Genomic DNA, 23,451 nt, shown 5'->3' with positions numbered 1-23,451 from the left:
ACCACTGCCTTGCAGCCGGGTGCAATTAGGCCCAGATGCGCGGCATGAGCGACACACCCGATACGATCCACCTGGGCTACCATAGCGAACTGCCCGGATGCCCCGACGAGGCCGCGCTCGATTACGTGCCCAACCCGCGCCAGGGCGCGCTCTACCTCGTGCGCTTCGCCGCGCCTGAATTCACCTCGCTCTGCCCGGTCACCGGCCAGCCGGATTTCGCTCACCTCGTCATCGATTACGCCCCCGGGGAGACGATCGTCGAATCCAAGAGCCTCAAGCTCTTTCTTGCCAGCTTCCGCAACCATTGCGGTTTTCACGAGGACGTGACGGTCGGCATCGGCCAGCGGCTGGTGGAAGAGATGCGCCCGCGCTGGTTGCGCATCGGCGGCTACTGGTATCCGCGCGGGGGCATTCCCATCGACGTGTTCTGGCAGACCGGCGCTCCGCCCGAGGGTCTGTGGGTGCCCGACCAGGGCGTCGCTTCCTACAGGGGAAGAGGATGACCAATACCCGCACCGAAACCGACACGATGGGCGCGGTGGAGGTGCCCGCGGACCGGCTGTGGGGCGCGCAGACCCAGCGGTCCCTGGAGAATTTCCGCATTGGCGGAGAGACGATGCCATTGCCGCTGATCCGCGCGCTCGGCACGGTCAAGCGCGCGGCAGCGGAGGCCAACCGCGACCTCGGCGTGCTCGATGCGAACCTCGCGGATGCGATCGTCCGCGCCGCGCAGGAAGTGATCGACGGCCGGCTCGATGCCGAATTCCCGCTGGTCGTCTGGCAGACGGGCTCCGGCACGCAGAGCAACATGAATGCCAACGAGGTGATCGCCAACCGCGCGATCCAGATACTCGGCGGCGAGATCGGATCGAAGAAGCCGGTCCATCCCAACGATCACGTCAACATGAGCCAGAGCTCCAACGACACCTTTCCCAGCGCGATCCACGTGGCCGTGGCGGGTGAGATCGTGCGCCACCTCCTGCCCGCGCTGCGCGCGATGCACGCGGATCTCGCCGCCAGGGCGCAAGCGTGGTGCGGCATCGTCAAGATCGGCCGCACGCATACACAGGACGCCACCCCTTTGACGCTGGGGCAGGAGTTTTCCGGTTACGCCGCCCAGGTCCAGGCCGGAATCGAACGGATCGAGCTGACGCTTCCGGGCCTTTACGAGCTGGCGCAGGGCGGTACCGCGGTCGGCACCGGGCTCAATGCGCCGCACGGGTTCGCGGAAAAGGTGGCGGCCAGGATTGCCGCAATCACCGGATTGCCCTTCGTGACCGCGCCCAACAAGTTCGCCGCGCTTGCCGCGCAGGACGCGCTGGTGTTCGCCCATGGCGCGCTCAATGCCCTTGCCGCGAGTCTCTACAAGATCGCCGGCGATATTCGCCTGCTCGGTTCGGGGCCACGCTCGGGCCTGGGAGAGCTCGCGCTGCCGGAGAACGAACCGGGCAGCTCGATCATGCCGGGCAAGGTCAACCCCACCCAGGTCGAGGCGCTGACCCAGGTTTGCATCGAGGTCTTCGGCAACCACGCCGCGCTGACGTTCGCGGGCAGCCAGGGCCAGTTCGAGCTCAATACCTACCGTCCGCTGATGGCATGGAATGCGCTGCGCTCGATACGGCTGCTGGCCGACGCCTGCGAGAGCTTTACCGAGCACCTGCTTGCCGGGCTCGAGCCGCGCCGGGAGAACATCCAGCGAGGAGTTGAGAACTCGCTGATGCTGGTGACCGCGCTGGCTCCCGCGATTGGCTACGACAAGGCGGCCGCGATCGCCAAGAAGGCGCACAAGGAAGGCACGACCTTGCGCGAAGCAGCACTGGCGAGCGGCGATGTGAGCGCGGCCGAATTCGACCGGCTCGTGCGCCCGGAAACGATGGTCTAGTCCGCCAGCTCGATCCACACAGGCGTGTGGTCGCTGGTCTTTTCCCACCCGCGCGGTTCCCGGTCGACCTCCGCCGCAAGGAGACGGTCCTTGAGCGAGGGGCTGAGCAGGAAATGGTCGATCCTGAGCCCGGCGTCGCGGGCAAAGGCGTTCCGGAAATAGTCCCAGAAGGTGTAGATCGTTTCGTCCGGGTGCATGGCGCGCAGGGCATCGGTCCAGCCCTGCTCGACCAGGCGGAACCAGGCCGCGCGCGTTTCGGGCGCGAACAGCGCGTCGTCCAGCCAACGCTCGGGCTTATAGACGTCCAGCTCGGTCGGCATCACGTTGAAATCGCCCATCAGGACGACCGGGAGGCCGCTGGCGAGAAGCTGAGCGGCGTGCTCGATCAGGCGTTCGAACCAGGCGAGCTTGTAGTCGAACTTGGGGCCGGGGCGGGGGTTGCCATTGGGCAGGTAAAGGCCGGCAAACAGGATACCGTTGATCGCCGCCTCGATGTAGCGGCTCTGCGCCGGATCCGGATCGCCAGGCAATCCGCGCCGGGTTTCGTGGATTTCGCCGATGCGGCTCAGCATGGCGACGCCGTTCCAGCGGCTCTGCCCATGCCAGATGACCTCGTAACCGAGTTGGCGGATCGGTTCGGCAGGAAACTTCTCGTCGGGCGCCTTGAGCTCCTGCAACGCCACCACATCGGGCTGTGCCTGCTCGAGCCAGCGGAGGAGTACAGGGAGGCGCCCATTGACGCCGTTCACATTGTATGTGGCGATCTTCACGGGCGAGGAAACGCGCGAACCTCCCGCCGGTGCCGGATGCGCTCAGGCGCAATATTGCGGAAACCATTCCACTTCACCAATTGTGGGGAGGTCCGGCCTATTCTTGCATGGATGAGCGACGCGCGCGACATTCCCGGCAAACGCCGCCGGCAACGTCCCCGGCTCCGGGTGGGCATCACCTCTCGCCTGGAAACGCTGGATGGCGTGGCTCACGTCCAGCTTCTCGATTTGTCGCAGACGGGGGCGAGGCTGCAGACGCAGGCGCCCGGAACCGGCCGCTCGGGCATCCTGCGCTGGCTGGACTTCGAAGCCTACGGCGACATCGTCTGGCAGGACGGTCTCTTCGCCGGGCTGAAGTTCGATCCACCCCTGACATCCGAAACGATCCTGGCAACAAGATCCCTCGCGCCGGACATCGTGCAGGACTTTGATCCAGTGCGCGATGCCGCCAAGGCCTGGACGATGGGCCACACGCACTGAATCCAGCGCTCTTTTCGGACGGGTATCGATATGGTGCCGGCTGCAGGATTCGAACCCGCGGCCCCCTGATTACAAATCAGGTGCTCTACCAACTGAGCTAAGCCGGCCCACGATCGCGCGGGAGCGCTTTGCTGCAATCGGGGGCCGGCGTCCAGACCTTCAACGCCTGGCGAGCGATCGTGCGATCAGCAGGTCGAGGACGAGGAAGCCCGCTACCGTGGCAAGCGAGAACCGCGCGACCTTGGCCTTGTCGCCCGTGGCCTTGCGTGCCGCATAGCCGGCCGCGCCGATATCGAGCGCATCCCCGGCCGCGCGGGCGAGAAAGGGGATCGGGCTGCGCGGACGGGCCAGCACTCCGATACCGGCGGCAATCTCGCGCGCGCCCAATCCGCGCACGACGTTCTTTCCTTCGGGCACTCCGTTTGAAATTCCTTCGCGAATACTCGTACTTGCGCTGGGGCAACGGCTGGACGGGGGGAATCGCTCCACGCTTCATCGCTCGGGCGGCAGGCTACAGCGCGCCGAAGGTCCAGCCTTCGGTCCGTGCAATTCCTTCTGTCATGGCGGCAGGCTGCCAGTAGCGCGCGTCGTGCGCCACGGTACGAAGCCACGCGGCGGCCAGAAGCGCGTCGGAACGATGATCGTCGATCGGACCCGAGCCACGCACCGGCTTGCTGCCGATGGCGGACAGGGCGGCGTTGAGTTCGGCGAAAGTGCGCAGCTTGCTCCGGCTCGCCGGTCGGCCTGCTGCGATGGCCGCGATAGTGGTGTAGATCTCCACCGCGACGTGGCCTCGTTCGGGCAGCGGGTCATAGGGCCACAGTGCGATATGGCCATCGAGGCGGTGCAGCACGCGCATGCCGGTCAGGCTGGCCTTGCCGACCTGGCTCGCGCCCACGAGGTTGAAGTTGCTCGTCGGGCGGCAGCCAAGCGCGGTCTGGCCCGTTCTCTCGGTCACCCGCAGACGGCCGATGCCACCGCCGAACAGGTCGCCCTCGCGTCCGCCATGACGGCGATAATGACGCGCGATCTCCGGGTGATCGACAAAGCTTCCCGCCGAAAGGTGCGGGTCCGTAGCCGAAAAATCCTCCACCAGCGCCCACAAGGCCCGCGCATCACCCGGGCTTGCCTCCCAGCCCGGAAAGTACGCCCCGGCATCCTCGAACGCGAGCGAACCCGATATATCGAGGCCGACCAGTGTTTCCGGTGGCATATCTTCCGCAATCCAGTCGCGGACCTCGGCGCGCGACCAGCGATGGCCGGGCCGCACGATGCGCGGAGCGCTTTCTCCGGCGCGGCACAGGGCGACCGCTATGCCAGCGTGCCGCTCGCCCGCGGCGCCCGACCAGTCGATCGCCGCGAAGTGCCGGAAGCGATCCGGGCTCACCCCTCGGCGCGTTCCGCGCGCAGGCGGTTCCAGTATTCGATCCTTTTGCGCACCTCGCGCTCGAAGCCGCGGTCGGGCGGATCGTAATATGTCTGGCGCTCCATCTCGTCAGGCCAGTAGTTGGCGCCGGAAAAACCTTCGTCGGCGTCATGGTCGTAGGCATAGCCCTTGCCGTAGCCGATATCCTTCATCAGTTTTGTCGGTGCGTTCAGGATATTGGCCGGGGGCATCAGGCTGCCGGTTTCCTTGGCGCTGCGCCAGGCCGCCTTTTGCGCCTTGTAGGCGGCGTTCGATTTCGGCGCGGTGGCGCAGTAGAGACAGGCCTGGACGATCGCCAGCTCGCCTTCGGGGCTGCCGAGAAAGTCGTAGGCGTCCTTTGCCGCGAGACACTGCACGAGAGCCTGCGGATCGGCGAGGCCGATGTCCTCGACCGCCGCGCGCACTAGTCGCCGCAGCACGAACAGGGGCTGTTCGCCCGCGACCAGCATCCGCGCAAGGTAATAGAGCGCCGCGTCCGGGTCCGATCCGCGCAGGCTTTTGTGCCATGCGGAGATGAGGTTGTAGTGTCCCTCGCGATCCTTGTCGTAGACAGCGACACGCCGCTGGAGGAAGTGGCCAAGCTCTGCCGGCCCGAGAGGCTCTTCCACCCGCGCGGCATAGAGCGTCTCTGCCTGGTTGAGCAGGAATCGACCGTCGCCGTCCGCGCTCGCGACCAGCGCATCGCGCGCTTCGGCGGTAAGGGGAAGGGGCCCTTGGAGTTCTTCCGCCTTATCAAGCAAGCGGCACAGAGCCTTCGCGTCGAGCCGGTGGAGGATCAGCACCTGCGCCCGGCTGAGCAGCGCGGCGTTCAGTTCGAAGCTGGGGTTTTCCGTGGTCGCGCCCACCAAAGTGACGGTGCCGCGTTCCACGAAGGGCAGGAAGCCATCCTGTTGCGCCCGGTTGAATCGATGGATTTCGTCCACGAACAGCAGCGTGCGCTGGCCGGCCTGCGCGGCCTTGTCCGCCTCGGCGAAAACCTTCTTGAGATCGGCTACGCCGGAGAACACCGCACTGATCGCGACGAAGCGCATTCCGACGGCGTCTGCCAGCAACCGCGCGATGCTGGTCTTGCCGGTTCCGGGCGGCCCCCACAGGATCATGCTCGACAGGCGGCCCGCTGCGACCATCCGGCCGATAGCGCCTTCGGGGCCCGTCAGGTGCTCCTGGCCGACAACTTGGTCCAGCGATCGCGGGCGCAGCCGATCGGCGAGCGGCGCGTCGGCGCGCGGCTCCTCTTCGGGAGCCGACCCGCCCAGCGGAGGCCTGGACACTGTTTCAGGAAAAAGATCGGCCATCCACTCCATGTAGGATTTGCCTGGCGAAACCGCGAGGGCTTGCATTTCGATACTTCCAAGATATATCGTGACGCATCTTAAGGAGGAATTCCGATGCGACACGGTTTCGAACACAGGGACGGCCCCAAGAGCTGGAAGTTCAATCTCAACGGTAAGCGCTGGGGCGGTTTCGGCCCCGATGGTCCGTTCGGGCCGGATGGCCCCTTCGGCCCCGATGGTCCGTTCGGACCGGGAGGACCCTTTGGCGCAGGTGGCGGCGGTCGCGGCCGGCGCCGTGGACGGATGTTCGGGCAAGGCGAACTGCGCCTTGCGCTGCTCAAGCTCGTCGCCGACGAGCCGCGCCACGGTTACGAACTGATCAAGGCGATCGAGGAACTGACCGGCGGCGATTACGCGCCAAGCCCGGGGGCGGTCTATCCCACCCTCCAGTTGCTGGCCGACGAGGGCGCGATCGAGGAGAAGGCGGACGACAGCTCGCCGCGCAAGGCTTTCACCGCGACCGATCAGGGTCGCCGGGAGCTTGTTGACAAGGCGGACGAGGTTGAGGCGCTGTTCGAACGGCTGTCGGAACACGGCGACACTCAGCGCAAGGGGCGTTCGCCGCACATTTTCCGGGCCATGGGCAACTTGGCGAACGTACTCAAGATCAAGGCCCGCTCCGGCCAGCTCGATAACGAGGCTATCGAGCGGATCGTCGACATGATCGATGAAATGGCCAAGCGTATCGAGCGGCTCTGAGCTCGCTTTCCCGGGAGCCCGGTCGATGGTATTCTTCCCCCCGGGGTCGCTTCCGGGGGGGGAGGATGCAGGCCATGGAACAGGCGGTCGTCGATCAAGGTCCCGACGGAACGGTCTCGAGCGGATCGGAGCGGGCTCCCTGGCACCTGTGGGTCGTCGGGGTGCTCTCGCTGTTGTGGAACGCCATGGGCGCGTTCGATTACTCGATGACCCATTTGCGGGGCGACGAATATCTCAGGCAGATGGGAATGAGCGATGACGTGGTCGCGTGGTTCGCGGCCGTTCCGGCGTGGGCCACCGCGGGATGGGCCTTCGGCGTCTGGGGCGCGATTGCCGGGTCGCTCCTGCTGCTGGCGCGCAGCCGACATGCGGTAACGGCTTTCGGGCTATCCTTGGCGGGGGTCGTCGTGATGACGATCTACACGCTCGGCCATGCCGCGCCGGATTCGGTCAACTCACCCGGGGCACAGGCGTTCAACTGGGCGATCAAGGCGGTCGCGCTGCTGCTGTTGATCTACGCCCTTGCCATGCGGCGGCGCGAGGTGCTGCGCTGAACTAGTTCCGGCGCGCATTCACCAGGCGAAGATAGGTATCCGCGACGGCGCGGTTGATCGCGTCCCATTCGAACGCCCGCGCTTTCTCCGCGCCGGCCTCGCCGTGCCGGCGGCGCAGTTCGAGATCGCCCGCGTAGCGGGACAGCCGCTCGGCAAAGGCCCCGACTTCGCCCGGCGGAACGAGGAAACCGTTCACGCCGTCTTCCACCAGGCTGGCTGCGCCGGTCGCGTCGGCAGCGACCACCGGCACTCCGCAGGCCATCGCCTCCAGCGTGACGTTGCCGAAAGTCTCGGTCACGCTCGGGTTGAGGAGCACGTCCATCGAAGCGACCGCGCGACCCAGGTTCTCCCCGTTCTGGAAGCCCACGAAACATGCGTCGGGCATCTTCTCCTCGAACGCGGACCTGGCGGGGCCTTCGCCGATCACCAGCACCTTGTGCGGCACGCCCGTTCTTCCGAGCGCCGCCAGGACCTCCGCGAAGACATCGAGCCCCTTTTCAAGGACCAGGCGGCCGAGGAATCCGATCACCAAGTCGTCATCGGAGAAACCGAGAGAATGGCGCCATGTCCGGTCGCGCCGGGAGGGGTTGAAGATGGCGTGCTCGACCCCGCGTGACCACAAGCCGATGTCGTCGTTCATCCTCTGCTCGCGCAGGGTTCCGATCATGCTCGGGCTGGGAGTGAGCAGGGCATCGCAGCGGCGATAGAGCTTGCGCAGCCAAGCCTCCATCGCCGGCTCGAGAAAGCCCAGGTGGTAATAGCGCGGATAAGTCTCGAACCGGGTGTGCACGCTGGCGACCACCGGAATGTCACGGTCGCGCGCCCACCTGGCTGCCTCGCGCGCGGCGAAATCGGGCGAGGAGATGTGCACGACATCCGGTGCGAACGCCGCGAGATCCGCCTCGACCCGCGCGCCCAGCCAGGTCGGCACCCGATATTCACTGCGGCCCGGAATCGCGAACGAGGGAAGGCTGACCAGCTCGCCCTGGGGCTCGAACGGCGGCTTGTCGATGGTCGGGGAATAGACCCGAACCGTCGCGCCTTGCCGCAACAGGTATTCGACCAGGCGGTTGAGCGCCTTGTTCGCGCCGTCGACCGTCATGGCGTAGTTGCCGCTGAACAGTGCGATGCGAAGGTCGGCAATTTCCATGGACGAGCCGCCATAAGGACCTCAGCGGCGTTTGGCGAGAGCGGGCATCGGTCGCAAACCCCCGGTGGCCCGTCGCATAATTTGCCTGCGTGCTTGACTTGCTGCGGCGCAACATTAGTTCGGCCGGCGGGCCACGCGGTCCCAACGCCGCGCGTGCTCTCTGCAAGGAGAGACTACATGATTGATACCCTGCCGCCGCCGGCGCAAAAGCCTGCGCGTCCTTATTTTTCTTCCGGTCCCTGCGCGAAGCCGCCGGGCTGGTCCCCCGAAAAGCTGGCCACCGAATCGCTTGGGCGCTCGCACCGCTCGAAGATCGGCAAGGCGCGCCTCCAGTACTGCATCGACCTCATCCGTGAAGTGCTCGAGGTGCCCGATACCCACCGCATCGGCATCGTGCCCGGTTCGGATACCGGCGCAGTCGAGATGGCGATGTGGACCATGCTCGGTGCGCGCGGCGTGACCACGTTGGCGTGGGAGAGCTTCGGCGAGGGCTGGGTGACCGACGCGGTCAAGCAGCTGAAGATCGATCCCACCGTCATCCGCGCCGACTACGGCGAGCTTCCCGACCTTACCCAGGTCGATTGGTCGACCGACGTCATCTTCACCTGGAACGGCACGACCTCGGGCGTGCGCGTTCCGAACGGAGACTGGATCGCGGACGACCGCGAAGGCCTGTCGATCGCCGATGCGACCAGCGCCGTGTTCGCGCAGGATATCGCGTGGGACAAGGTCGATGTGCTCACCTTTTCGTGGCAGAAAGTGCTCGGCGGGGAGGGCGCGCACGGCGTGATCATCCTCGGCCCGCGCGCGGTCGAGCGGCTGGAGACATACACCCCCGCCTGGCCGCTGCCGAAGGTCTTCCGCCTGGTCTCGAAGGGCAAGCTGGCCGAAGGCGTGTTCAAGGGCGAGACGATCAACACGCCCTCGATGCTGGCGGTCGAGGACGCGATCTTCGCGCTCGAGTGGGGCAAGTCGATCGGCGGGCTGTCTGCGCTCAAGGCGCGCGCAAACGCCAATGCCGCAGCGCTCGATGCGATCGTGCGGGGCCGCAACTGGCTCGGCCACCTTGCGGCCGACCCGGCGAGCCGATCGAACACCAGCGTGTGCCTGACGGTCGAAGGCGCCGACGAGGCGATGATCAAGGCAATGGCCAAGCTGCTCGAGGAGCAGGGCGCGGCCTATGACGTGGCAGGTTACCGCGATGCCCCGCCGGGCCTGCGGATCTGGTGCGGCGCGACCGTCGACACCGCCGATATCGAGAGGCTCGGTCCCTGGCTCGACTGGGCCTACGCCACCGTCACTGCCTGACTTTCCCGGCGCGACCAGCGCCAGAAAACCCATTTCGAACAAGGAGGCCGATCATGGCCAAGCCCAAGGTTCTGATTTCCGACAAGATGGACCCCAATGCCGCGCGCATCTTCGAAGAGCGCGGCTGCGAGGTCGACGTGATCACGGGCGAAACCCCCGAGCAGCTCAAGGCGCGCATCGGCGAGTATGACGGCCTCGCGATCCGCAGCTCGACCAAGGTGACCAAAGAGATTCTCGATGCGGCGACCAACCTCAAGGTCATCGGCCGCGCCGGCATCGGGGTCGACAATGTCGATGTGCCCTATGCCTCCTCGAAGGGGGTCGTGGTGATGAACACGCCGTTCGGCAACTCGATCACGACCGCCGAGCACGCGATCGCGTTGATCTTTGCGCTCGCCCGGCAGATCCCGGAGGCGAACAACCGCACCCAGGCGGGCGAGTGGCCGAAGAACGCCTTCATGGGTGTCGAGGTCACCGGCAAGACGCTGGGCCTGATCGGCGCGGGCAACATCGGCTCGATCGTAGCTTCGCGCGCCATCGGCCTGCGCATGAAAGTGGTCGCATACGATCCCTTCCTGACCGAGGAACGTGCGATCGAACTCGGCATCGAGAAGGTCGATCTCGAAACCCTGCTCACGCGGGCGGACTTCATCACGCTCCACACCCCGCTTACCGACCAGACCCGCAACATCCTCAGCCGCGAGCGGCTGGAGAAGACCAAGCCCGGCGTGCGCATCGTCAACTGCGCGCGCGGCGGGCTGATCGACGAGGCGGCATTGAAGGACGGTCTCGAAAGCGGTCACATCGCGGGTGCCGCACTCGACGTCTTCGCGAGCGAGCCAGCCAGGGAATCGCCGCTGTTCGGCGCGCCCAACTTCATCTGCACACCGCACCTTGGCGCATCGACCAACGAGGCGCAGGTCAACGTCGCGCTGCAGGTGGCCGAGCAGATGGCCGATTTCCTCGTCAACGGCGGCGTCACCAACGCGCTCAACATGCCGAGCCTGAGCGCCGAGGAAGCGCCCAAGCTGCGCCCCTACATGAAGCTTGCGGAAAACCTCGGCAGCCTCGTCGGCCAGCTTGCGCACGGCAACCTTACGCAGATCTCGATCGAGCGCGAAGGCGCCGCGGCCGAGCTGTCGGGCAAGCCGATCGAGGGCGCGGTGCTCGCGGGCCTCATGCGGCAGTATTCCGACACCGTGAACATGGTGAACGCGCCATACCTCGCGAAGGAGCGCGGGCTCGACGTGCGCAGCGTCCGGCACGAGCGGGAAGGGGCGTACAACACGCTCATCCGCGTGACCGTCGCGACGAGCCAGGGCGACCGCTCGGTCGCGGGCACGCTGTTCGGCAACGAAACCGCACGCCTGGTCGAGATCTTCGGCATCGGCATCGAGGCCGAGCTCGCCGGCCACATGCTCTACATCGTCAACGAGGACGCGCCCGGATTCATCGGGCGCATCGGCACGCTGCTCGGCGAAAGCGGCATCAACATCGGCACCTTCCACCTCGGCCGGCGCGATGCGGGCGGGGAGGCGGTGCTGCTGCTGTCGGTGGACCAGTCGATCCCGAAGGCGGTCATCGACAAGGCCTGCAAGCTGCAGGGCGTGAAGACCGTCATGGCGCTGGAGTTCTGACGCCGCTAGGGGGCGAGCCGATGACCGACCCGACCCGCGATCTGTTGCCCATCGGGCTGGAAGACCGGCTGCCCGCCGCCGCTCGCGCCCTGACGCGCGCGCGGCGGGCCGCGCTCGATGTGATGGACGCGCACGGCTACGATCGGGTCATCCCGCCACTGGTGGAGTTCGAGCGGTCGCTTGCGAGCAGGATGCAGGGAGGGGACAGCGATTCCGCAAGCCGGCGCATGTTCCGTTTCGTCGACCCGGCAAGCCTGCGCACGCTGGCGCTGCGGTCGGACATGACGGTGCAGGTCGGCCGGATCGCCGCGACCAGCCTGGCCGAGGCCCCACGTCCATTGCGCCTCTGCTATGCAGGCGAAGTCGCCACGATCACCAGTGACCAGCTCGATCCGGCGCGCCAGCGCCTGCAACTGGGCGCTGAACTGATCGGAAGCGATAGCGCGGCAGCCGCGGGTGAAGTCGTGGCGCTCGCGGTGGAAGCGTTGAAGGCTGCCGGAGCGGGCGCCGTCTCGGTGGATTTCACCTTGCCTGACCTGGTCGATACGCTTGCAGCCAGGGCCATGCCACTCGAGGCTTCGCGGATCGACGCCGTCCGGCGGGAACTCGATGGCAAGGATGCAGGTGCGTTGCGCGATGCCGGCGGAGCCGATTACCTGCCGCTGCTCTACGCCGCAGGGCCGTTCGACGAGGCGATTGCCCGGCTGGCGCAGATCGATGCGGGCGGGGCGCTCGCCAGTCGCATCGACGGGCTCAGGCAAGTGGCCGAACGCCTCGGCAACAGCGCGCGCATCACGCTCGACCCCACCGAGAGGCACGGCTTCGAATACCAGAGCTGGTTCGGCTTCACCCTCTATGCCGAGGGCGTGCGCGGAACGCTGGGGCGCGGCGGAACCTACCGGCTAGGCGGCACCGGCGAGGCCGCGACCGGCTTCACGCTCTACATCGATCCGCTGGTCGATGCGATGGACCAGGCGCCAGCCGCCGACCTTCTCTACCTCCCGCCCGGCCACGATCCCGATATCGCAGCCCGACTGCGCGCGATCGGCTGGCGGACCATCGCCGCGCTGGACGACGGGGAAGACCCGGCCAGGATCGGCTGCACCCATCTGCTCGAAGGCGATATGCCGCGCGCGCTTTAGCGGCCGGAGCGCAAACATCCGTTTCCTACCGCGCCCCTCCATGCCATAGGGCGCCCGCCGCTCGCCCTGTTTGGGCGGGGTGCAGAGTTTAACTTCAGGACAGTGGTCCAAGTGGTCCACGGCTCCAACATCCGCCACGAAATCAGCGAAGGATTGGGTTTTGGCGAACGTCACCGTGATCGGCGCCCAGTGGGGCGATGAGGGCAAAGGCAAGATCGTCGACTGGCTCGCCAGCCGCGCCGATGCGGTCGTGCGTTTCCAGGGCGGCCATAACGCCGGGCACACTCTCGTCGTCGGCAACACCACCTACAAGCTCTCGCTGCTGCCAAGCGGCATCGTCACCGGAACCTTGTCGATCATAGGCAACGGCGTGGTGCTCGATCCGTGGGCCTTGAAGGCGGAGATCGAGAAGCTCGAAGGGCAGGGGGTGACGATCAACCCCGACAATTTCGCCGTGGCCGACAATTGCCCGCTGATCCTGCCCATCCACCGCGACCTCGACGGCTTGCGGGAAACCGCCGCCGGCGCAGGCAAGATCGGCACCACCGGGCGGGGCATCGGCCCGGCGTATGAGGACAAGGTGGGGCGCCGCGCGATCCGCGTTTGCGACCTGGCTCATCTCGATCACCTCGAACCGCAGCTCGACCGTCTGTGCGCCCATCACGACGCACTGCGCGCCGGCTTCGATGAGCCTCCGGTCGACCGCGAGCGTTTGCTCGCCGACCTGCGCGAAATCGCGCCGTTCGTGCTGCAATATGCCCAGCCCGTGTGGAAGCGGCTCAAGAAAGTCCGCAAGGCGGGCGCCAAGATCCTGTTCGAAGGGGCGCAGGGTGTGCTGCTCGACGTCGACCATGGTACATATCCGTTCGTCACCAGCTCCAACACCGTGAGCGGAGCGGCGGCCGCCGGATCGGGCCTCGGCCCCGGCAGCACCGGTTTCGTCCTCGGCATCGTCAAGGCCTATACCACCCGTGTCGGCAGCGGTCCGTTTCCCACCGAACTGGACGACGAAACCGGGCAGAAGCTGGGCGAGCGCGGCCACGAATTCGGCACCGTCACCGGGCGCAAGCGGCGCTGCGGCTGGTTTGACGCGGTGCTGGTGCGCCAGTCCTGCGCGATCAGCGGGGTCACCGGCATCGCACTGACCAAGCTCGACGTGCTCGACGGCTTCGAGACCGTGAAGATCTGCACCGGCTACCGCCTGCGCGGCAAGATCCTCGACTACTTCCCCTCGCATGCTGCCGACCAGGCGGCGGTCGAGCCGATCTACGAGGAGATGGACGGCTGGCGCGAGACCACTGCCGGCGCACGCAGCTATGGCGACCTGCCAGCGCAGGCGATCAAGTATATCCAGCGGGTCCAGGAATTGATCGAGACCCCGGTCGCGCTGATCAGCACCAGCCCGGAACGCGACGACACGATCCTCGTGCGCGATCCGTTCCTCGATTGATGCGCTGGCGGCTCGCCATCACGGCTGCGGCCTTGGTGGTGGGCTCATGCGCCCCGGTGCGCGAGAAGTTGCCCCTCGGGCCGGCCGATCTCGTGCTGGTCGACAAATCGGACAGGACGCTTGTGCTGATGCGGGCGGGGAGGCCGCTCCAGACCTTCACCGGGCTGCAATTCGGCGCTTCGCCGCAGGGGCACAAGCAATTTGAGGGGGACGAGCGCACGCCGGAAGGGCGCTATACGATCGACTATCGCAATCCGCGCAGCGCCTATCACCTCAGCCTGCACATCTCCTATCCGAACGCCGCCGACCGCGCCTTGGCCGAAGCGGGCGGCCAATCGCCCGGAGGAGAAATCTTCATTCACGGCCAACCGAACGGCTTCGACGGCGCAGATCGCGGCGCGCGCGTGCCGGGGGATTGGACCGACGGTTGCATCGCGGTTTCCAACGCGCAGATCGAGGTGCTCTGGAGCGCGATACCGGACGGCACGCCTATCGTCATTCGCCCCTGATCGTTGACTCGACGGGCTAATGTTCTACACCTGTTCGGCAGGTCGCACGGAGAATTCCCACACATGGCGCAGGCCAACTTCGTCTATGCGGACGAAACGAGCGTTGTCGATTCCGGTGAGGCGTTCTGCGCCGGGGTCTATTCCGCCCGCCCCGCGACCACCGCACTGATTCGCGAAGCGGCCGAAGCGGTCGGCTGGGTCCTGCTCGATTACGATCTTCTGGCCGAGCTCGACCAGGCTCCTCCGCCATTTCCGGCAGACGTGCTCGTGGTCGATTGCCCGGTGCAGGACGGGGCGACGCTGGCCGCCTTGGTCCATCTCGATATGCGCGCGGCGCGCGAGGGGGCGAGACTTGTGGTCTCGACGACTCTGTCGGCGCTCGACGCGGTGTTCGGGTGCCTCGGCCAGTCCGACGCGGACATCCTGGTCGAGCCGACTAAGGGCGAACGCGTAATTGCCCTTGCGCGCGCCTTGGCCAAGGTGCGGCACATGGGCGTGCGCGAACTGAGCGAAAGCGACCGGGTCACATTGCTGCGTCTGACCGAGCAGGTAGGGCAGATCGCGGCGCAGCTCGATCGCCTGTCTTCGGGCGAAGGCGCCGGCCTGCGACTGGGAAGCCCGTCGGATACGTTCAACGGCGCGGGGGAAGGGGATCGCAAGTTCATGCGCACGCCTCGTCCGCCATTGCCAGACGCCCGTCTCGTACGCCTGATCATCCGCCATCGACAGCTCCGCTCGCAGTTCATCGACGGGGAACTCTTTGCCGATCCCGCATGGGACATCCTGCTCGATCTCACCGCCGCGCGGGTTGAGCACACGCGAGTCTCGGTCACATCGCTGTGCATCGCCAGCGGCGTCCCGCCGACGACAGCACTGCGCTGGATCAGCCAGATGGTAGAGGCAGGCCTGCTCGAGCGGATCGAGGACGAGACCGATCGTCGTCGCGCCTTCATCGAGCTGTCGGACAAGGCGGCCGAGGCGATGGCCCGCTATTTCCACGAACTGGGGAAGGATGCCAGGCTGCTCGCCTGACGGGTCCGGGCAAAGTGGCCGCGCCGCCGGCGTTGAAACTTCGGCAACCAATTCCCTCTACGCTCCAGGCTAGTCGTTAGGGGCGTGACGCTTTGATCGAAATCGAAATCCAGAACGAAACGCATCAGACGCAGCACCGCATACGTTTCGCGGCTGTGCCGCGCATCGGCGAGGGTGTGCGCCTGCGGGAACCCGACGGATGCTGGGCGAGCTACGACGTGCTCGACCTGTGGTACCAGAAGGCCGAGTATGGCGACATCTGGGTGCCCTATCTCCATGTCTGCATGACCCCGACCGAAAAGGCCGCCGCAACCGCTGTGCCTGCCCAAAGGCCGATCGGGGATACCAGCTTCGCCGATTCGCGGGCGGTGTTCGGTGAAGAGGAGTTCGTGCCATACACAGTCTGATCAAGCGAATGCACGGGGCTTCCGGGGGAATTCCGCCGAGGGCTGCTATTGCCGAACCCGACTCCGTGGCACCGCTTCAGCAGCCGGCGCAGCGCACCTGCCTCCTGGTCGACGATTCCCGGATGATACGAAAGGTCTCGCGCCGGATTGTGGAAACGCTCGGCTATGCGGTGATCGAGGCGGAAAACGGCGAGGAAGGTCTCGCCCGATGCCGCGCGGCGATGCCGGACCTCGTCATCACCGACTGGAACATGCCGGTCATGAGCGGCATCGAATTCGTTACCGCCCTGCGCGCGATTCCTTCCGCCCGTCCGCCCAAGGTCGTTTTCTGCACCACCAACTCGGGCGCCAAGGACATACACAAGGGTATCGAGGCGGGCGCCGACGAATATGTCATCAAGCCCTTCGACGAGGCAGCGCTTCTCAGTCGCCTCCAGTCTGTCGGCGCGGCCTGATACTGCATCCGGTCGCGCCCGAAGCGGCTTCGGGCATTTACCGATTCCACCCGATCGGTTGGGGACGCACGTTATCCCGAAGATTCGCGAGCGCCTGAGCAAAGGCCTCAGCGGGTCGTTGCCCGGCGGGGAAGATGGACCAAGCCGCGCGCGCCAGGATACTGGCATTGCTCCAGGAAAACAGGATCATGACGGTGGCCACGGTGCGGCCTGACGGATGGCCGCAGGCGACCACCGTGGAGTACGCGAGCGAAGATCTCACGCTGTATTTCCTGTGTGGCCTCGACAGTCAGAAAGCGCGCAACCTGCAGCGCGACAACCGGCTATCGCTGACGATCGACCACGACACCGATAACATCATGGCGATCAGGGGGCTCTCGATGGCTGCCCAAGCCGAGCCAGTAAGCGATCACGCCGAAGGCGAGCGGATCATGCAACTGCTGGCGAGCCGGTATTCCGCCGACGCCAATTCGGGCATGGCCATGCCGCCGCCCGAAGCCGTGCGGATCTACCGGGTCATGCCCCGGGTGATCTCGCTGCTCGATTACACGAAAGGCTTCGGTCACACCGACCTGTTCACCCTGGCCTGATCAGTCCCCGCTGGCGGAGCCCACAGCTCGAACCACCACGCACAGGCCGGACGGTTGCGACACTGACCGAGTGATTGGGCCCCGCTCAGCGTCGGCGCGGGCGCGATTGAGGATGCCATCCGGAACTCCGGCGTCATGGAGTATCAAGTCGGCTTCCCCGAGCCAGCGCGCCTGGCGCAGGGTGAGGTCGTCCGGATCATCGCTGAGCAGAACGATTTCCACCGTGCGCGTTCCCACTGGCTCGGGCGAGCTTGCGAGCCAGCCGTCGAGCGCATCGGCCGAATCCTCCCGCAGGGGGTCAAGTATTCCGCCGCTCGTGAGCGCGCTATCTAGCGCCCGCCGGCGCTCGCTTGCGTCCGGCCACCTTGCTCGCAACCGGTCCCGGGCGGCCGAAAGACCTTCAGCCAGTCGTCCGAGCGAGTGCGGAAGCAGGGTTTCGAGCCGCAGGCGCAGCTGCTTGGCAAGCCCGGCCGAGGCTCCGCCGGTTCCCACCGCGATTACCACGGGCCCGCGCTCTACTACACTTGGCAGGGTGAAATCGCACAAGTCCGGTCGGTCTGCGACATTGACGAGAAGACCCTTCGACTTCAGCCGCAAGGCGGCTGCCCGAGCCTCACGCCGGTCTTCCAGTGTCACGAACGCCATCCGGGCGTGATGCGCTTCGGGCTCACCGCAACAGATAGCGCCGGCCCGTTCAAGCAGGCGCCGCTTGGCCTCGGCCGCCGCGCCTGTGCCGATCACCACTACGCGCGCACCGTTCAAGCGGTGGAACAGCGGCAGGCTGCTCAGAGCCACTCGGGGACACGCTCCGCTTCCAGAATTTCTGCAGGCGCAATTCGGTCCGCGACGACCGCGAACCGGCCACCATCGACCAGCACCTCCGGTACGAACCCGCGGCTGTTGTAACTGGAAGCCATCGTGGCGCCGTACGCTCCCGCCGTGCGGAAGACCGCCAGGTCGCCCGCAGCTACCGCGTCGATCTCGCGGTCCATCGCGAAGGTGTCGCCCGTCTCGCAGATGGGGCCGACGATGTGCGCGGTCATCCGCTCGCCGGTGGGCGTTACCGCATCGAAATCGTGCCAGGCGCCGTACATCGCCGGCCGAGCGAGATCGTTCATTGCGGCATCGACGACCACGAATGGTGGACCGTTGCCGCTGCGCTTGGTGCGGATCACCCGGGTGAGCAGCACTCCGGCGTTGCCCGTGATGACTCGCCCCGGTTCGAACGACAGGCGGACGTCCCAACCCCGGGTCACGCGCGCCACCATCGCGCCGTATTCGGCCGGCGACGGCGTGGATTCGTCCTTGCGGTACGGAACGCCCAATCCGCCTCCTAGATCGGCGTGCGTCACGCGGCATCCGTGAGCCCGCAACTCGGCAATCAGTGCGCCTACTTTCCCGAAGGCCGTTTCGAGCGGTTCCATGCTGGTTAGCTGGCTTCCGATATGCACCGCGATGCCGCGCATTTCGAGCCCCGGCTCGGCGGACAGCGCGGCGTAGATTTCCGTCGCCCGATCGAGTGGCACGCCGAACTTGTTTTCCGCTCTCCCGGTGGAAATCTTCTCATGAGTGCGCGCATCGACATCCGGATTCACCCGCAAGGCGCAGGGAATCCGCTGCCCGAGCCGCTGCGCGATCAGCGACAGCTCGTAGCCCTCCTCCTCCGACTCGAGATTGAACTGGCCGATGCCGGCTTCGATACCCTGAATGAGCTCGGCATGGGTCTTTCCCACACCAGAGAAAACGATTTCCGAAGGCGCAATCCCGGCCGCCAGCGCGCGGGTCAATTCACCGCCGGAAACTACGTCCGCGCCGAGCCCCTCATCCCCCAGCACCTTGAGCACTGCAAGGTTGGGGTTCGCCTTCACCGCGAAGGCGATATGGGCGTTGTCGAGAAGGGAAAGCGCCTCACGAAACACCTTGGCATGGCGGATCAGCGTGGCCCGGGAATAAACGTAAACGGGGGTGCCGACCGCTTCAGCAATCGCGGGTAGCGGTACGTCCTCCGCATGCAGAACGCCGTCACGGAATTGAAAATGGTCCATCGGCCGTGCGCTTAGCCGTTTGGCAGCGAGCGAGTCGAGCAAGCGATGCTTGCCTGGGCATGCCAAGACATTGGCGCGTCACTCAGGCGGGAGATCGAATGGATCGTCCTGCCGCTCCTCCGAGCGCTTGCGCAGTTCGACCGAACGCGGCGGCGCGGCGAGGGGGTCGAGTTCAAGCAGCTTTTCGGAGTCGGGCTGCGCCTTGGCTCCCAGCGGCGCCGGCGGCAGGGAGTGTCCGGCGAGCGGCTCCAGATCGGTCTTCTGCCCGCAGGCGGCGAGCAGCAGAACGGCAGCAGGGAAAACAAGGCGGCGCATCACGACTCCATGCCCAGCGCCTTGCGCGCCGCGGCTACCTGTTCCCTTACCCGCAGCGGGGCGGTGCCGCCATAGCTTGCGCGAGCAGCGACCGAGGCATCGACCGACAGGGCTTCGTGAACCGCGGCATCGATGCGCGGATCGACGGCCTGCAATTCCGCGAGCGAGAGTGCGTCGAGCGCCACGCCCCTGCTCTCGGCGAGCTTGACCGCGGCGCCGGTGATGTGGTGCGCCTCGCGGAATGGCACATCGGCATGCCGCACGAGGCGGTCGGCCAGATCAGTCGCGGTGGCATAGCCCAATTCTGCTGCCGCGCGCATCCGGTCGGTGCGGAAGGTCGCATCCGTTACCATGCCGGTCATCGCAGCTATCGAAAGGGCGATCAGGCCATGCGCCTCGAACACCGGCGGCTTGTCGTCCTGCATGTCTTTCGAATAGGCGAGCGGGAGGCCCTTCATCGTCACCATCAGACTGGTGAGACAGCCGACGATCCGTCCAGCATGGCCACGCACAAGCTCGGCAGCATCGGGGTTTTTCTTCTGCGGCATGATCGAACTGCCTGTCGATAGTGCGTCGGGCAGGCGGACGAAGCCGAACGGCTGGCTGGCCCATAGGATCAGCTCCTCGGCCAGGCGAGACAGGTGCAACGCGCACTGGGCGGCTGCCTGAAGGTAGTCGATCGCGAAGTCGCGATCCGAGACGGCATCGAGGCTATTGGCTGTCGGGCGGGCAAAGCCGAGCGCCTGTGCAGTCGCGTCGCGATCGATCGGAAAGCCGGTGCCCGCGAGCGCCGCGCTCCCGAGCGGGCATTCGTCCATTCGGGTTCGTGCATCCGCAAAGCGGCTCCGGTCACGGCGCAGCATCTCGTAATAAGCGAGCAGGTGATGGCCCAGGGTCACCGGCTGCGCAGCCTGGAGATGGGTAAAGCCGGGCATGACGCTTCCCGCGTGCTCTTCAGCTCGCCCCACGAGCGCGCGCTGAAGGTCTTCAAGACCGGCGTCGATCTGGTCGCAGGCTTCCCGCACCCACAGCCGGAAGTCGGTCGCCACCTGATCGTTGCGGCTGCGCGCGGTGTGCAGGCGTCCGGCGGCCGGGCCGATCAGCGCGGCGAGGCGGCTCTCGGTCGCCATGTGAATGTCTTCGAGATCAAGGTTCTCGGGTACCCCGTTTACCTCGTACTCCGCAGCCACCCGGTCGAGCCCTTCGGAGATCGCACGGGCATCGTCCGCGCTGACAATACCCTGCGCTGCGAGCATGGCGACGTGAGCCTTGCTGGCCGCGATGTCCTGCCGCCAGAGCGCCTTGTCGAACGGGATCGAGGCGTTGATTTCGCGCATGATCGCGCTAGGCCCCTCGGCGAAGCGCCCACCCCACATGGAGTTCGTCTTGTCGCTCAGATTGTCGCTCACGCTGCTCGCCTCGGTGCTGGTGCTGGCCGGGTGCAGTAAGGAAGAGCCCGCGCCCCCGCAAGAACGGGGGCAGGGTGCCTCGCTCTCGGGCAAGATCGACCGCAGCCATGCTGGCGACCTGCTGCCAGGAGTTGCGCTGACCGATCCGGACGGCAAGGCGCTCAACACCGGCGCGCTGGCCGGCAGGCCTGTTCTGCTCAACCTGTGGGCCACGTGGTGTGCGCCCTGCGTGGAGGAAATGCCGACCCTCGATGCACTGGCGGCGGCTTACGACGGCAAGGTGCGTGTGGTGACCGCCAGTCAGGACCTGCAGGGGGCCGAAAAGGTGGTGCCATTCTTCGCCCAGGCCAAATTCGCGCACCTCGAGCCGTGGCTGGACCGGGAAAACGCGCTCAGCACCGCTCTGGGCGGAGAAGGCGTCTTGCCGACCACGGTGCTCTACGACGCCAGTGGCCAGGAAGTGGCGCGCGTCGCCGGTGGATTCGACTGGCAAGGTCCGGAGGCGAAGGCCCTGGTGGATGAGGTTGTCGAGCCTTCGACCTAAGGCGTGGTGGGCGATGACGGGCTCGAACCGCCGACATCCTCCGTGTAAAGGAGGCGCTCTACCAACTGAGCTAATCGCCCTCGCAAGAGGTCCACGCGAGGCGCGCTTCTAGCCGGTTGGCGCGGCGGGTCAATCGCGGGTAGGGGCCCAATATGAAACGTCCACGTATCCGCATCCTTGCCACCGGCGGCACGATTGCCGGTAGCGCAGGATCGGCTTTGCGGCGCGGATATCGACCGGGCCAGATCGGTGTCGAAGACCTGCTTGCGTCAGCGGCAACGTTGGAAATCGATGCGGAATTCGACGGGCGGGAAATCGCTGCCATCGGATCGCAGGACATCGGCTGGCGCGAGTGGGATGCGCTCTACCGCGAAATAACCGCTGCGCTGGAAGACGAGGCGGTGGACGGAGTGATCGTCACTCACGGCACCGATACGGCCGAAGAGACGGCGTTCCTGCTCGATCTGGCGCTACCGGCAGGAAAACCGGTGGTTCTGGTCGGTGCGATGCGGCCCGCCGATGCGGTCGGAAGCGACGGGATGCGCAACCTCGCCAATGCCGCGCGTGTCGCTGGGGACGCCGGGGCGGCTCATCGCGGAGTGCTGGTGGTGATGAGCGATCACGTGTTTGCTGCGATCGACGTGCGCAAGGCGGCTACGGGTGGGACCGAGGCCTTCCGCGGTTTCCCGCGCGGCCCGATCGCAACCGTCACGCCGACGTCGCTCGACTGGTTCGGGCCTGCCGATCGCCTGGGTCGTCCGGCTCGATTCCCTTGGCCCGAATCCCTGCCCAAGGTCATGATACTTACTGCCTATGCGGGCATGGAGGCCGATACGGTGGGCTGCGCGCTCGCTAGCGGCGCCCAGGGAATCGTCCTGGCGGGCCTCGGGCAAGGCAACGCGCCGGCAACGGTGATCGAGGCGCTTGCCGCCGCCAAGGTGGCCGTTGTCCGCTCCAGCCGGGTCGACCAGGGTTCGGTCGATCGCAACCTCGAAGTGGACGATGACGAGCTGGGCTTCGTCGCCGCCCGCGCGCTCGGCCCGGCCAAGGCGCGCATCCTGCTGCAGGTGCTGATCGCGAGCGGAATCACCGATCCCGCCGCGATGCAGTCCGAATTCGACCGGCGCTAGGTCGTCGCGCCCAAGTTCAGCCCCAAGGCGTGACGAGGTACTTTTCGCCCGTCTTCATCAGACGATAGTCGCATGCCGCGTCCTTCTCGAGCATCTGCTCGAGGGTGACTTTCTTCTTGTAATGGCTGGCGAACGTTGACGTCAGGCCCTCGCGGACTCGGCTGCGCATCCGCTGCATCGTCTCCATTCCCGCCTGCGCGAGGAACGGGGTGAGCAGCCAGCCCGACAGCGTCCAGCCGAACCCGTAGCTCGGCGTCAGGATGGTCGGACCGGTGTCGAGCCGGCCATAGATGAACATCCGCTTCGGCTGGTTCGAGCCGTAGCGATTGTAGTCCTTCATCTTGCCGACCGCGACGCGCTCCATCGCCTTGAAACACGAGTCGACCGTCGTTCCCCCGCCAATCGGATCGAAACCGTAGTAGGCGTCGGTCGCGTCGATCGCTTCCATCAGCTTGGCCATGAAATCGGGCGCGGAAGAATTCACCACCCACTTCGCGCCGAGGTCACGCAGGATCTGCTCCTGCTCGGCCTTGCGGACGATATTGACGAGTTCGATCCCGTCCTCCTGGCAGATCTTTACCAGCATCTGGCCAAGGTTCGATGCGGCGGCGGCGTGGATGATTGCCTTCTGCCCGTCCATCTTGGCATTTTCGACGAAGCCGAGGGCGGTCATCGGGTTGACGAAGGCGCTCGCGCCGTCCTCGGACGAAACTTCGCCCAGCGGCAGGCACATTGCGGCGTCTGCGATGGCATACTGCGAATAGGCGTGGCCCGGGACGCAAGCGACGCGCTGGCCCATGAGCGCCTGAGCCATCTCGCTGTCGCCGGCCGCGACTACAGTGCCGGCACCTTCGTTGCCGACTGGGAGGCGCTGGTCATGGCGGCCCTTCATCGCTGAATGAAACGGTTCGGGCATCGTCGCGACCAGCTTGCCGGCGGAATACTCGCCATTCTCGACATCGGCCTGCCCCAGGAGAAGCGCCAGGTCGGAAGGATTGATCGGCGCGGCCTCCATCTTGACGAGGACCTGGTTGCCGGTGGGATCGGGGAACTGGCTTTCAGCGACCTCGACCGTGAGCTTGCCGTCGGCGGAGAGGGTGGTGAAAAGCTGCTTGCCGGTGGTGGGCATCGATTGGATCCTTTCCCGTTGCTCTGTGTGGCGCTTCGCTACGCCGGGGAGCGG

At 66.2% G+C, this 23,451-nt stretch carries 26 protein-coding genes and 2 tRNA genes; 16 read left to right on the top strand and 12 right to left on the bottom strand.

Annotation, left to right across the window (positions count from 1 at the left end):
• The first annotated feature begins 44 nt into the window (after positions 1–44).
• Both queF and fumC read left to right on the top strand, forming a co-directional pair.
• A complete protein-coding gene (gene queF / locus IEW58_RS08805; RefSeq protein ID WP_188644774.1) occupies positions 45–503 on the top strand; it encodes a preQ(1) synthase in 459 nt (152 codons plus the stop codon).
• The gene (gene fumC, locus IEW58_RS08800; protein ID WP_188644773.1) at positions 500–1,882 is read left to right on the top strand and encodes a class II fumarate hydratase; all 1,383 of its coding nucleotides are present in this window, start codon (positions 500–502) and stop codon (positions 1,880–1,882) included. Before queF ends, fumC begins: the two co-directional genes overlap by 4 nt.
• Here the strand turns inward: fumC and xth are convergent.
• Complete coding sequence (gene xth, locus IEW58_RS08795) at positions 1,879–2,652, bottom strand: exodeoxyribonuclease III (protein ID WP_188644772.1); 774 nt, start codon at positions 2,650–2,652, stop codon at positions 1,879–1,881. The two genes, fumC and xth, sit on opposite strands and share 4 nt — an antisense overlap.
• Before the next feature lie 111 nt (positions 2,653–2,763).
• Here xth and IEW58_RS08790 point away from each other — a divergent pair, with 111 nt between their 5' ends.
• Positions 2,764–3,132 carry a PilZ domain-containing protein gene (locus tag IEW58_RS08790; RefSeq protein ID WP_188644771.1) on the top strand — a complete coding sequence of 123 codons (369 nt, stop codon included), beginning with the start codon at positions 2,764–2,766 and terminating at the stop codon, positions 3,130–3,132.
• A gap of 31 nt (positions 3,133–3,163) precedes the next feature.
• Here IEW58_RS08790 and IEW58_RS08785 read toward each other — a convergent pair.
• The 4 genes from IEW58_RS08785 to IEW58_RS08770 all read right to left on the bottom strand — a co-directional run bounded on the left by IEW58_RS08785 (position 3,164) and on the right by IEW58_RS08770 (position 5,853).
• A tRNA-Thr gene (locus IEW58_RS08785) sits at positions 3,164–3,239 on the bottom strand.
• A 52-nt stretch (positions 3,240–3,291) separates the two neighbouring features.
• A complete protein-coding gene (locus tag IEW58_RS08780) occupies positions 3,292–3,549 on the bottom strand; it encodes a hypothetical protein (RefSeq protein WP_188644770.1) in 258 nt (85 codons plus the stop codon).
• A 94-nt stretch (positions 3,550–3,643) separates the two neighbouring features.
• Positions 3,644–4,519 (bottom strand): hypothetical protein, encoded by an 876-nt coding sequence (locus tag IEW58_RS08775; protein ID WP_188644769.1) that lies wholly within the window; start codon positions 4,517–4,519, stop codon positions 3,644–3,646.
• Positions 4,516–5,853, bottom strand: a complete 1,338-nt coding sequence (locus IEW58_RS08770) for a replication-associated recombination protein A (protein WP_188644768.1) — start codon at positions 5,851–5,853, stop codon at positions 4,516–4,518. The genes IEW58_RS08775 and IEW58_RS08770 overlap by 4 nt, the downstream gene beginning before the upstream one ends.
• Positions 5,854–5,946: 93 nt before the next feature.
• Here IEW58_RS08770 and IEW58_RS08765 point away from each other — a divergent pair, with 93 nt between their 5' ends.
• The gene (locus IEW58_RS08765) at positions 5,947–6,591 is read left to right on the top strand and encodes a PadR family transcriptional regulator (RefSeq protein ID WP_188644767.1); all 645 of its coding nucleotides are present in this window, start codon (positions 5,947–5,949) and stop codon (positions 6,589–6,591) included.
• 74 nt (positions 6,592–6,665) lie between these two features.
• Positions 6,666–7,145, top strand: coding sequence for a hypothetical protein (locus IEW58_RS08760; RefSeq protein WP_188644766.1), 480 nt, complete (start codon positions 6,666–6,668; stop codon positions 7,143–7,145).
• Between the two features lies 1 nt (position 7,146).
• Here the strand turns inward: IEW58_RS08760 and IEW58_RS08755 are convergent, their stop codons facing one another.
• On the bottom strand, positions 7,147–8,295 hold the full coding sequence (locus tag IEW58_RS08755) for a glycosyltransferase family 4 protein (protein WP_188644765.1): 1,149 nt from the start codon (positions 8,293–8,295) through the stop codon (positions 7,147–7,149).
• Between the two features lie 177 nt (positions 8,296–8,472).
• Here IEW58_RS08755 and IEW58_RS08750 point away from each other — a divergent pair, with 177 nt between their 5' ends.
• The 9 genes from IEW58_RS08750 (at position 8,473) to IEW58_RS08710 (ending at position 16,825) form a co-directional block, all read left to right on the top strand.
• A complete protein-coding gene (locus tag IEW58_RS08750; protein ID WP_188644764.1) occupies positions 8,473–9,603 on the top strand; it encodes a phosphoserine transaminase in 1,131 nt (376 codons plus the stop codon).
• Between the two features lie 53 nt (positions 9,604–9,656).
• The gene (serA, locus tag IEW58_RS08745) at positions 9,657–11,240 is read left to right on the top strand and encodes a phosphoglycerate dehydrogenase (RefSeq protein WP_188644763.1); all 1,584 of its coding nucleotides are present in this window, start codon (positions 9,657–9,659) and stop codon (positions 11,238–11,240) included.
• Between the two features lie 20 nt (positions 11,241–11,260).
• Entirely contained in the window at positions 11,261–12,382 is a 1,122-nt protein-coding gene (locus tag IEW58_RS08740; RefSeq protein ID WP_188644762.1) for an ATP phosphoribosyltransferase regulatory subunit, read from the top strand.
• Positions 12,383–12,542: 160 nt separating this feature from the next.
• Entirely contained in the window at positions 12,543–13,832 is a 1,290-nt protein-coding gene (locus tag IEW58_RS08735) for an adenylosuccinate synthase (protein WP_188644761.1), read from the top strand.
• Positions 13,832–14,341 (top strand): L,D-transpeptidase family protein, encoded by a 510-nt coding sequence (locus tag IEW58_RS08730; RefSeq protein WP_188644760.1) that lies wholly within the window; start codon positions 13,832–13,834, stop codon positions 14,339–14,341. Before IEW58_RS08735 ends, IEW58_RS08730 begins: the two co-directional genes overlap by 1 nt.
• Positions 14,342–14,404: 63 nt before the next feature.
• The gene (locus IEW58_RS08725; protein WP_188644759.1) at positions 14,405–15,373 is read left to right on the top strand and encodes a winged helix DNA-binding protein; all 969 of its coding nucleotides are present in this window, start codon (positions 14,405–14,407) and stop codon (positions 15,371–15,373) included.
• Between the two features lie 92 nt (positions 15,374–15,465).
• Positions 15,466–15,780, top strand: a complete 315-nt coding sequence (locus IEW58_RS13835; RefSeq protein ID WP_229658520.1) for a hypothetical protein — start codon at positions 15,466–15,468, stop codon at positions 15,778–15,780.
• A 65-nt stretch (positions 15,781–15,845) separates the two neighbouring features.
• The gene (locus tag IEW58_RS08715) at positions 15,846–16,235 is read left to right on the top strand and encodes a response regulator (RefSeq protein ID WP_268237108.1); all 390 of its coding nucleotides are present in this window, start codon (positions 15,846–15,848) and stop codon (positions 16,233–16,235) included.
• 134 nt (positions 16,236–16,369) lie between these two features.
• Positions 16,370–16,825, top strand: coding sequence for a pyridoxamine 5'-phosphate oxidase family protein (locus IEW58_RS08710; RefSeq protein WP_188644757.1), 456 nt, complete (start codon positions 16,370–16,372; stop codon positions 16,823–16,825).
• Here IEW58_RS08710 and IEW58_RS08705 read toward each other — a convergent pair whose 3' ends face one another.
• The 4 genes from IEW58_RS08705 to argH all read right to left on the bottom strand — a co-directional run bounded on the left by IEW58_RS08705 (position 16,826) and on the right by argH (position 20,561).
• Positions 16,826–17,620: a precorrin-2 dehydrogenase/sirohydrochlorin ferrochelatase family protein gene (locus IEW58_RS08705; protein WP_188644756.1), complete on the bottom strand. Its 795-nt coding sequence runs from the start codon at positions 17,618–17,620 to the stop codon at positions 16,826–16,828. It lies immediately after the preceding gene.
• The gene (gene lysA / locus IEW58_RS08700) at positions 17,611–18,870 is read right to left on the bottom strand and encodes a diaminopimelate decarboxylase (RefSeq protein ID WP_188644755.1); all 1,260 of its coding nucleotides are present in this window, start codon (positions 18,868–18,870) and stop codon (positions 17,611–17,613) included. The genes IEW58_RS08705 and lysA overlap by 10 nt, the downstream gene beginning before the upstream one ends.
• A gap of 78 nt (positions 18,871–18,948) precedes the next feature.
• Complete coding sequence (locus IEW58_RS08695; protein WP_188644754.1) at positions 18,949–19,185, bottom strand: lipoprotein; 237 nt, start codon at positions 19,183–19,185, stop codon at positions 18,949–18,951.
• Positions 19,185–20,561, bottom strand: a complete 1,377-nt coding sequence (argH, locus tag IEW58_RS08690) for an argininosuccinate lyase (RefSeq protein ID WP_188645740.1) — start codon at positions 20,559–20,561, stop codon at positions 19,185–19,187. Before argH ends, IEW58_RS08695 begins: the two co-directional genes overlap by 1 nt.
• Here argH and IEW58_RS08685 point away from each other — a divergent pair.
• Positions 20,560–21,138, top strand: coding sequence for a TlpA family protein disulfide reductase (locus tag IEW58_RS08685; RefSeq protein ID WP_229658519.1), 579 nt, complete (start codon positions 20,560–20,562; stop codon positions 21,136–21,138). The genes argH and IEW58_RS08685 overlap by 2 nt on opposite strands.
• A gap of 4 nt (positions 21,139–21,142) precedes the next feature.
• On the opposite strand, the gene IEW58_RS08680 is transcribed toward IEW58_RS08685, so the two are convergent.
• A tRNA-Val gene (locus tag IEW58_RS08680) sits at positions 21,143–21,218 on the bottom strand.
• 72 nt (positions 21,219–21,290) lie between these two features.
• On the opposite strand from IEW58_RS08680, the gene IEW58_RS08675 reads away from it, so the two are divergent.
• On the top strand, positions 21,291–22,268 hold the full coding sequence (locus tag IEW58_RS08675; RefSeq protein WP_188644752.1) for an asparaginase: 978 nt from the start codon (positions 21,291–21,293) through the stop codon (positions 22,266–22,268).
• Positions 22,269–22,284: 16 nt separating this feature from the next.
• Here IEW58_RS08675 and IEW58_RS08670 read toward each other — a convergent pair whose 3' ends face one another.
• Entirely contained in the window at positions 22,285–23,397 is a 1,113-nt protein-coding gene (locus tag IEW58_RS08670) for a zinc-binding dehydrogenase (RefSeq protein WP_188644751.1), read from the bottom strand.
• Positions 23,398–23,451: the final 54 nt, after the last annotated feature.

Origin of the sequence: Tsuneonella deserti (genome assembly GCF_014644315.1) — a bacterium.
GTDB lineage: Bacteria > Pseudomonadota > Alphaproteobacteria > Sphingomonadales > Sphingomonadaceae > Tsuneonella > Tsuneonella deserti.
The sequence above is the reverse complement of the archived record's forward strand: the minus strand, read 5'-3'. Positions and strand labels throughout refer to the sequence as shown.

Coding starts and splice junctions, on each gene's coding strand:
- IEW58_RS08725 (WP_188644759.1), top strand. CDS start 14,405: ATGGCGCAGGCCAACTTCGTCTATGCGGACGAAACGAGCGTTGTCGAT.
- IEW58_RS08730 (WP_188644760.1), top strand. CDS start 13,832: ATGCGCTGGCGGCTCGCCATCACGGCTGCGGCCTTGGTGGTGGGCTCA.
- IEW58_RS08710 (WP_188644757.1), top strand. CDS start 16,370: ATGGACCAAGCCGCGCGCGCCAGGATACTGGCATTGCTCCAGGAAAAC.
- lysA (WP_188644755.1), bottom strand. CDS start 18,870: ATGGACCATTTTCAATTCCGTGACGGCGTTCTGCATGCGGAGGACGTA.
- IEW58_RS08670 (WP_188644751.1), bottom strand. CDS start 23,397: ATGCCCACCACCGGCAAGCAGCTTTTCACCACCCTCTCCGCCGACGGC.
- queF (WP_188644774.1), top strand. CDS start 45: ATGAGCGACACACCCGATACGATCCACCTGGGCTACCATAGCGAACTG.
- IEW58_RS08755 (WP_188644765.1), bottom strand. CDS start 8,295: ATGGAAATTGCCGACCTTCGCATCGCACTGTTCAGCGGCAACTACGCC.
- IEW58_RS08675 (WP_188644752.1), top strand. CDS start 21,291: ATGAAACGTCCACGTATCCGCATCCTTGCCACCGGCGGCACGATTGCC.
- IEW58_RS08750 (WP_188644764.1), top strand. CDS start 8,473: ATGATTGATACCCTGCCGCCGCCGGCGCAAAAGCCTGCGCGTCCTTAT.
- fumC (WP_188644773.1), top strand. CDS start 500: ATGACCAATACCCGCACCGAAACCGACACGATGGGCGCGGTGGAGGTG.
- serA (WP_188644763.1), top strand. CDS start 9,657: ATGGCCAAGCCCAAGGTTCTGATTTCCGACAAGATGGACCCCAATGCC.
- IEW58_RS08695 (WP_188644754.1), bottom strand. CDS start 19,185: ATGCGCCGCCTTGTTTTCCCTGCTGCCGTTCTGCTGCTCGCCGCCTGC.
- IEW58_RS08760 (WP_188644766.1), top strand. CDS start 6,666: ATGGAACAGGCGGTCGTCGATCAAGGTCCCGACGGAACGGTCTCGAGC.
- argH (WP_188645740.1), bottom strand. CDS start 20,561: ATGTGGGGTGGGCGCTTCGCCGAGGGGCCTAGCGCGATCATGCGCGAA.
- IEW58_RS08685 (WP_229658519.1), top strand. CDS start 20,560: ATGGAGTTCGTCTTGTCGCTCAGATTGTCGCTCACGCTGCTCGCCTCG.
- IEW58_RS08740 (WP_188644762.1), top strand. CDS start 11,261: ATGACCGACCCGACCCGCGATCTGTTGCCCATCGGGCTGGAAGACCGG.
- IEW58_RS08770 (WP_188644768.1), bottom strand. CDS start 5,853: ATGGCCGATCTTTTTCCTGAAACAGTGTCCAGGCCTCCGCTGGGCGGG.
- IEW58_RS08790 (WP_188644771.1), top strand. CDS start 2,764: ATGAGCGACGCGCGCGACATTCCCGGCAAACGCCGCCGGCAACGTCCC.
- IEW58_RS08765 (WP_188644767.1), top strand. CDS start 5,947: ATGCGACACGGTTTCGAACACAGGGACGGCCCCAAGAGCTGGAAGTTC.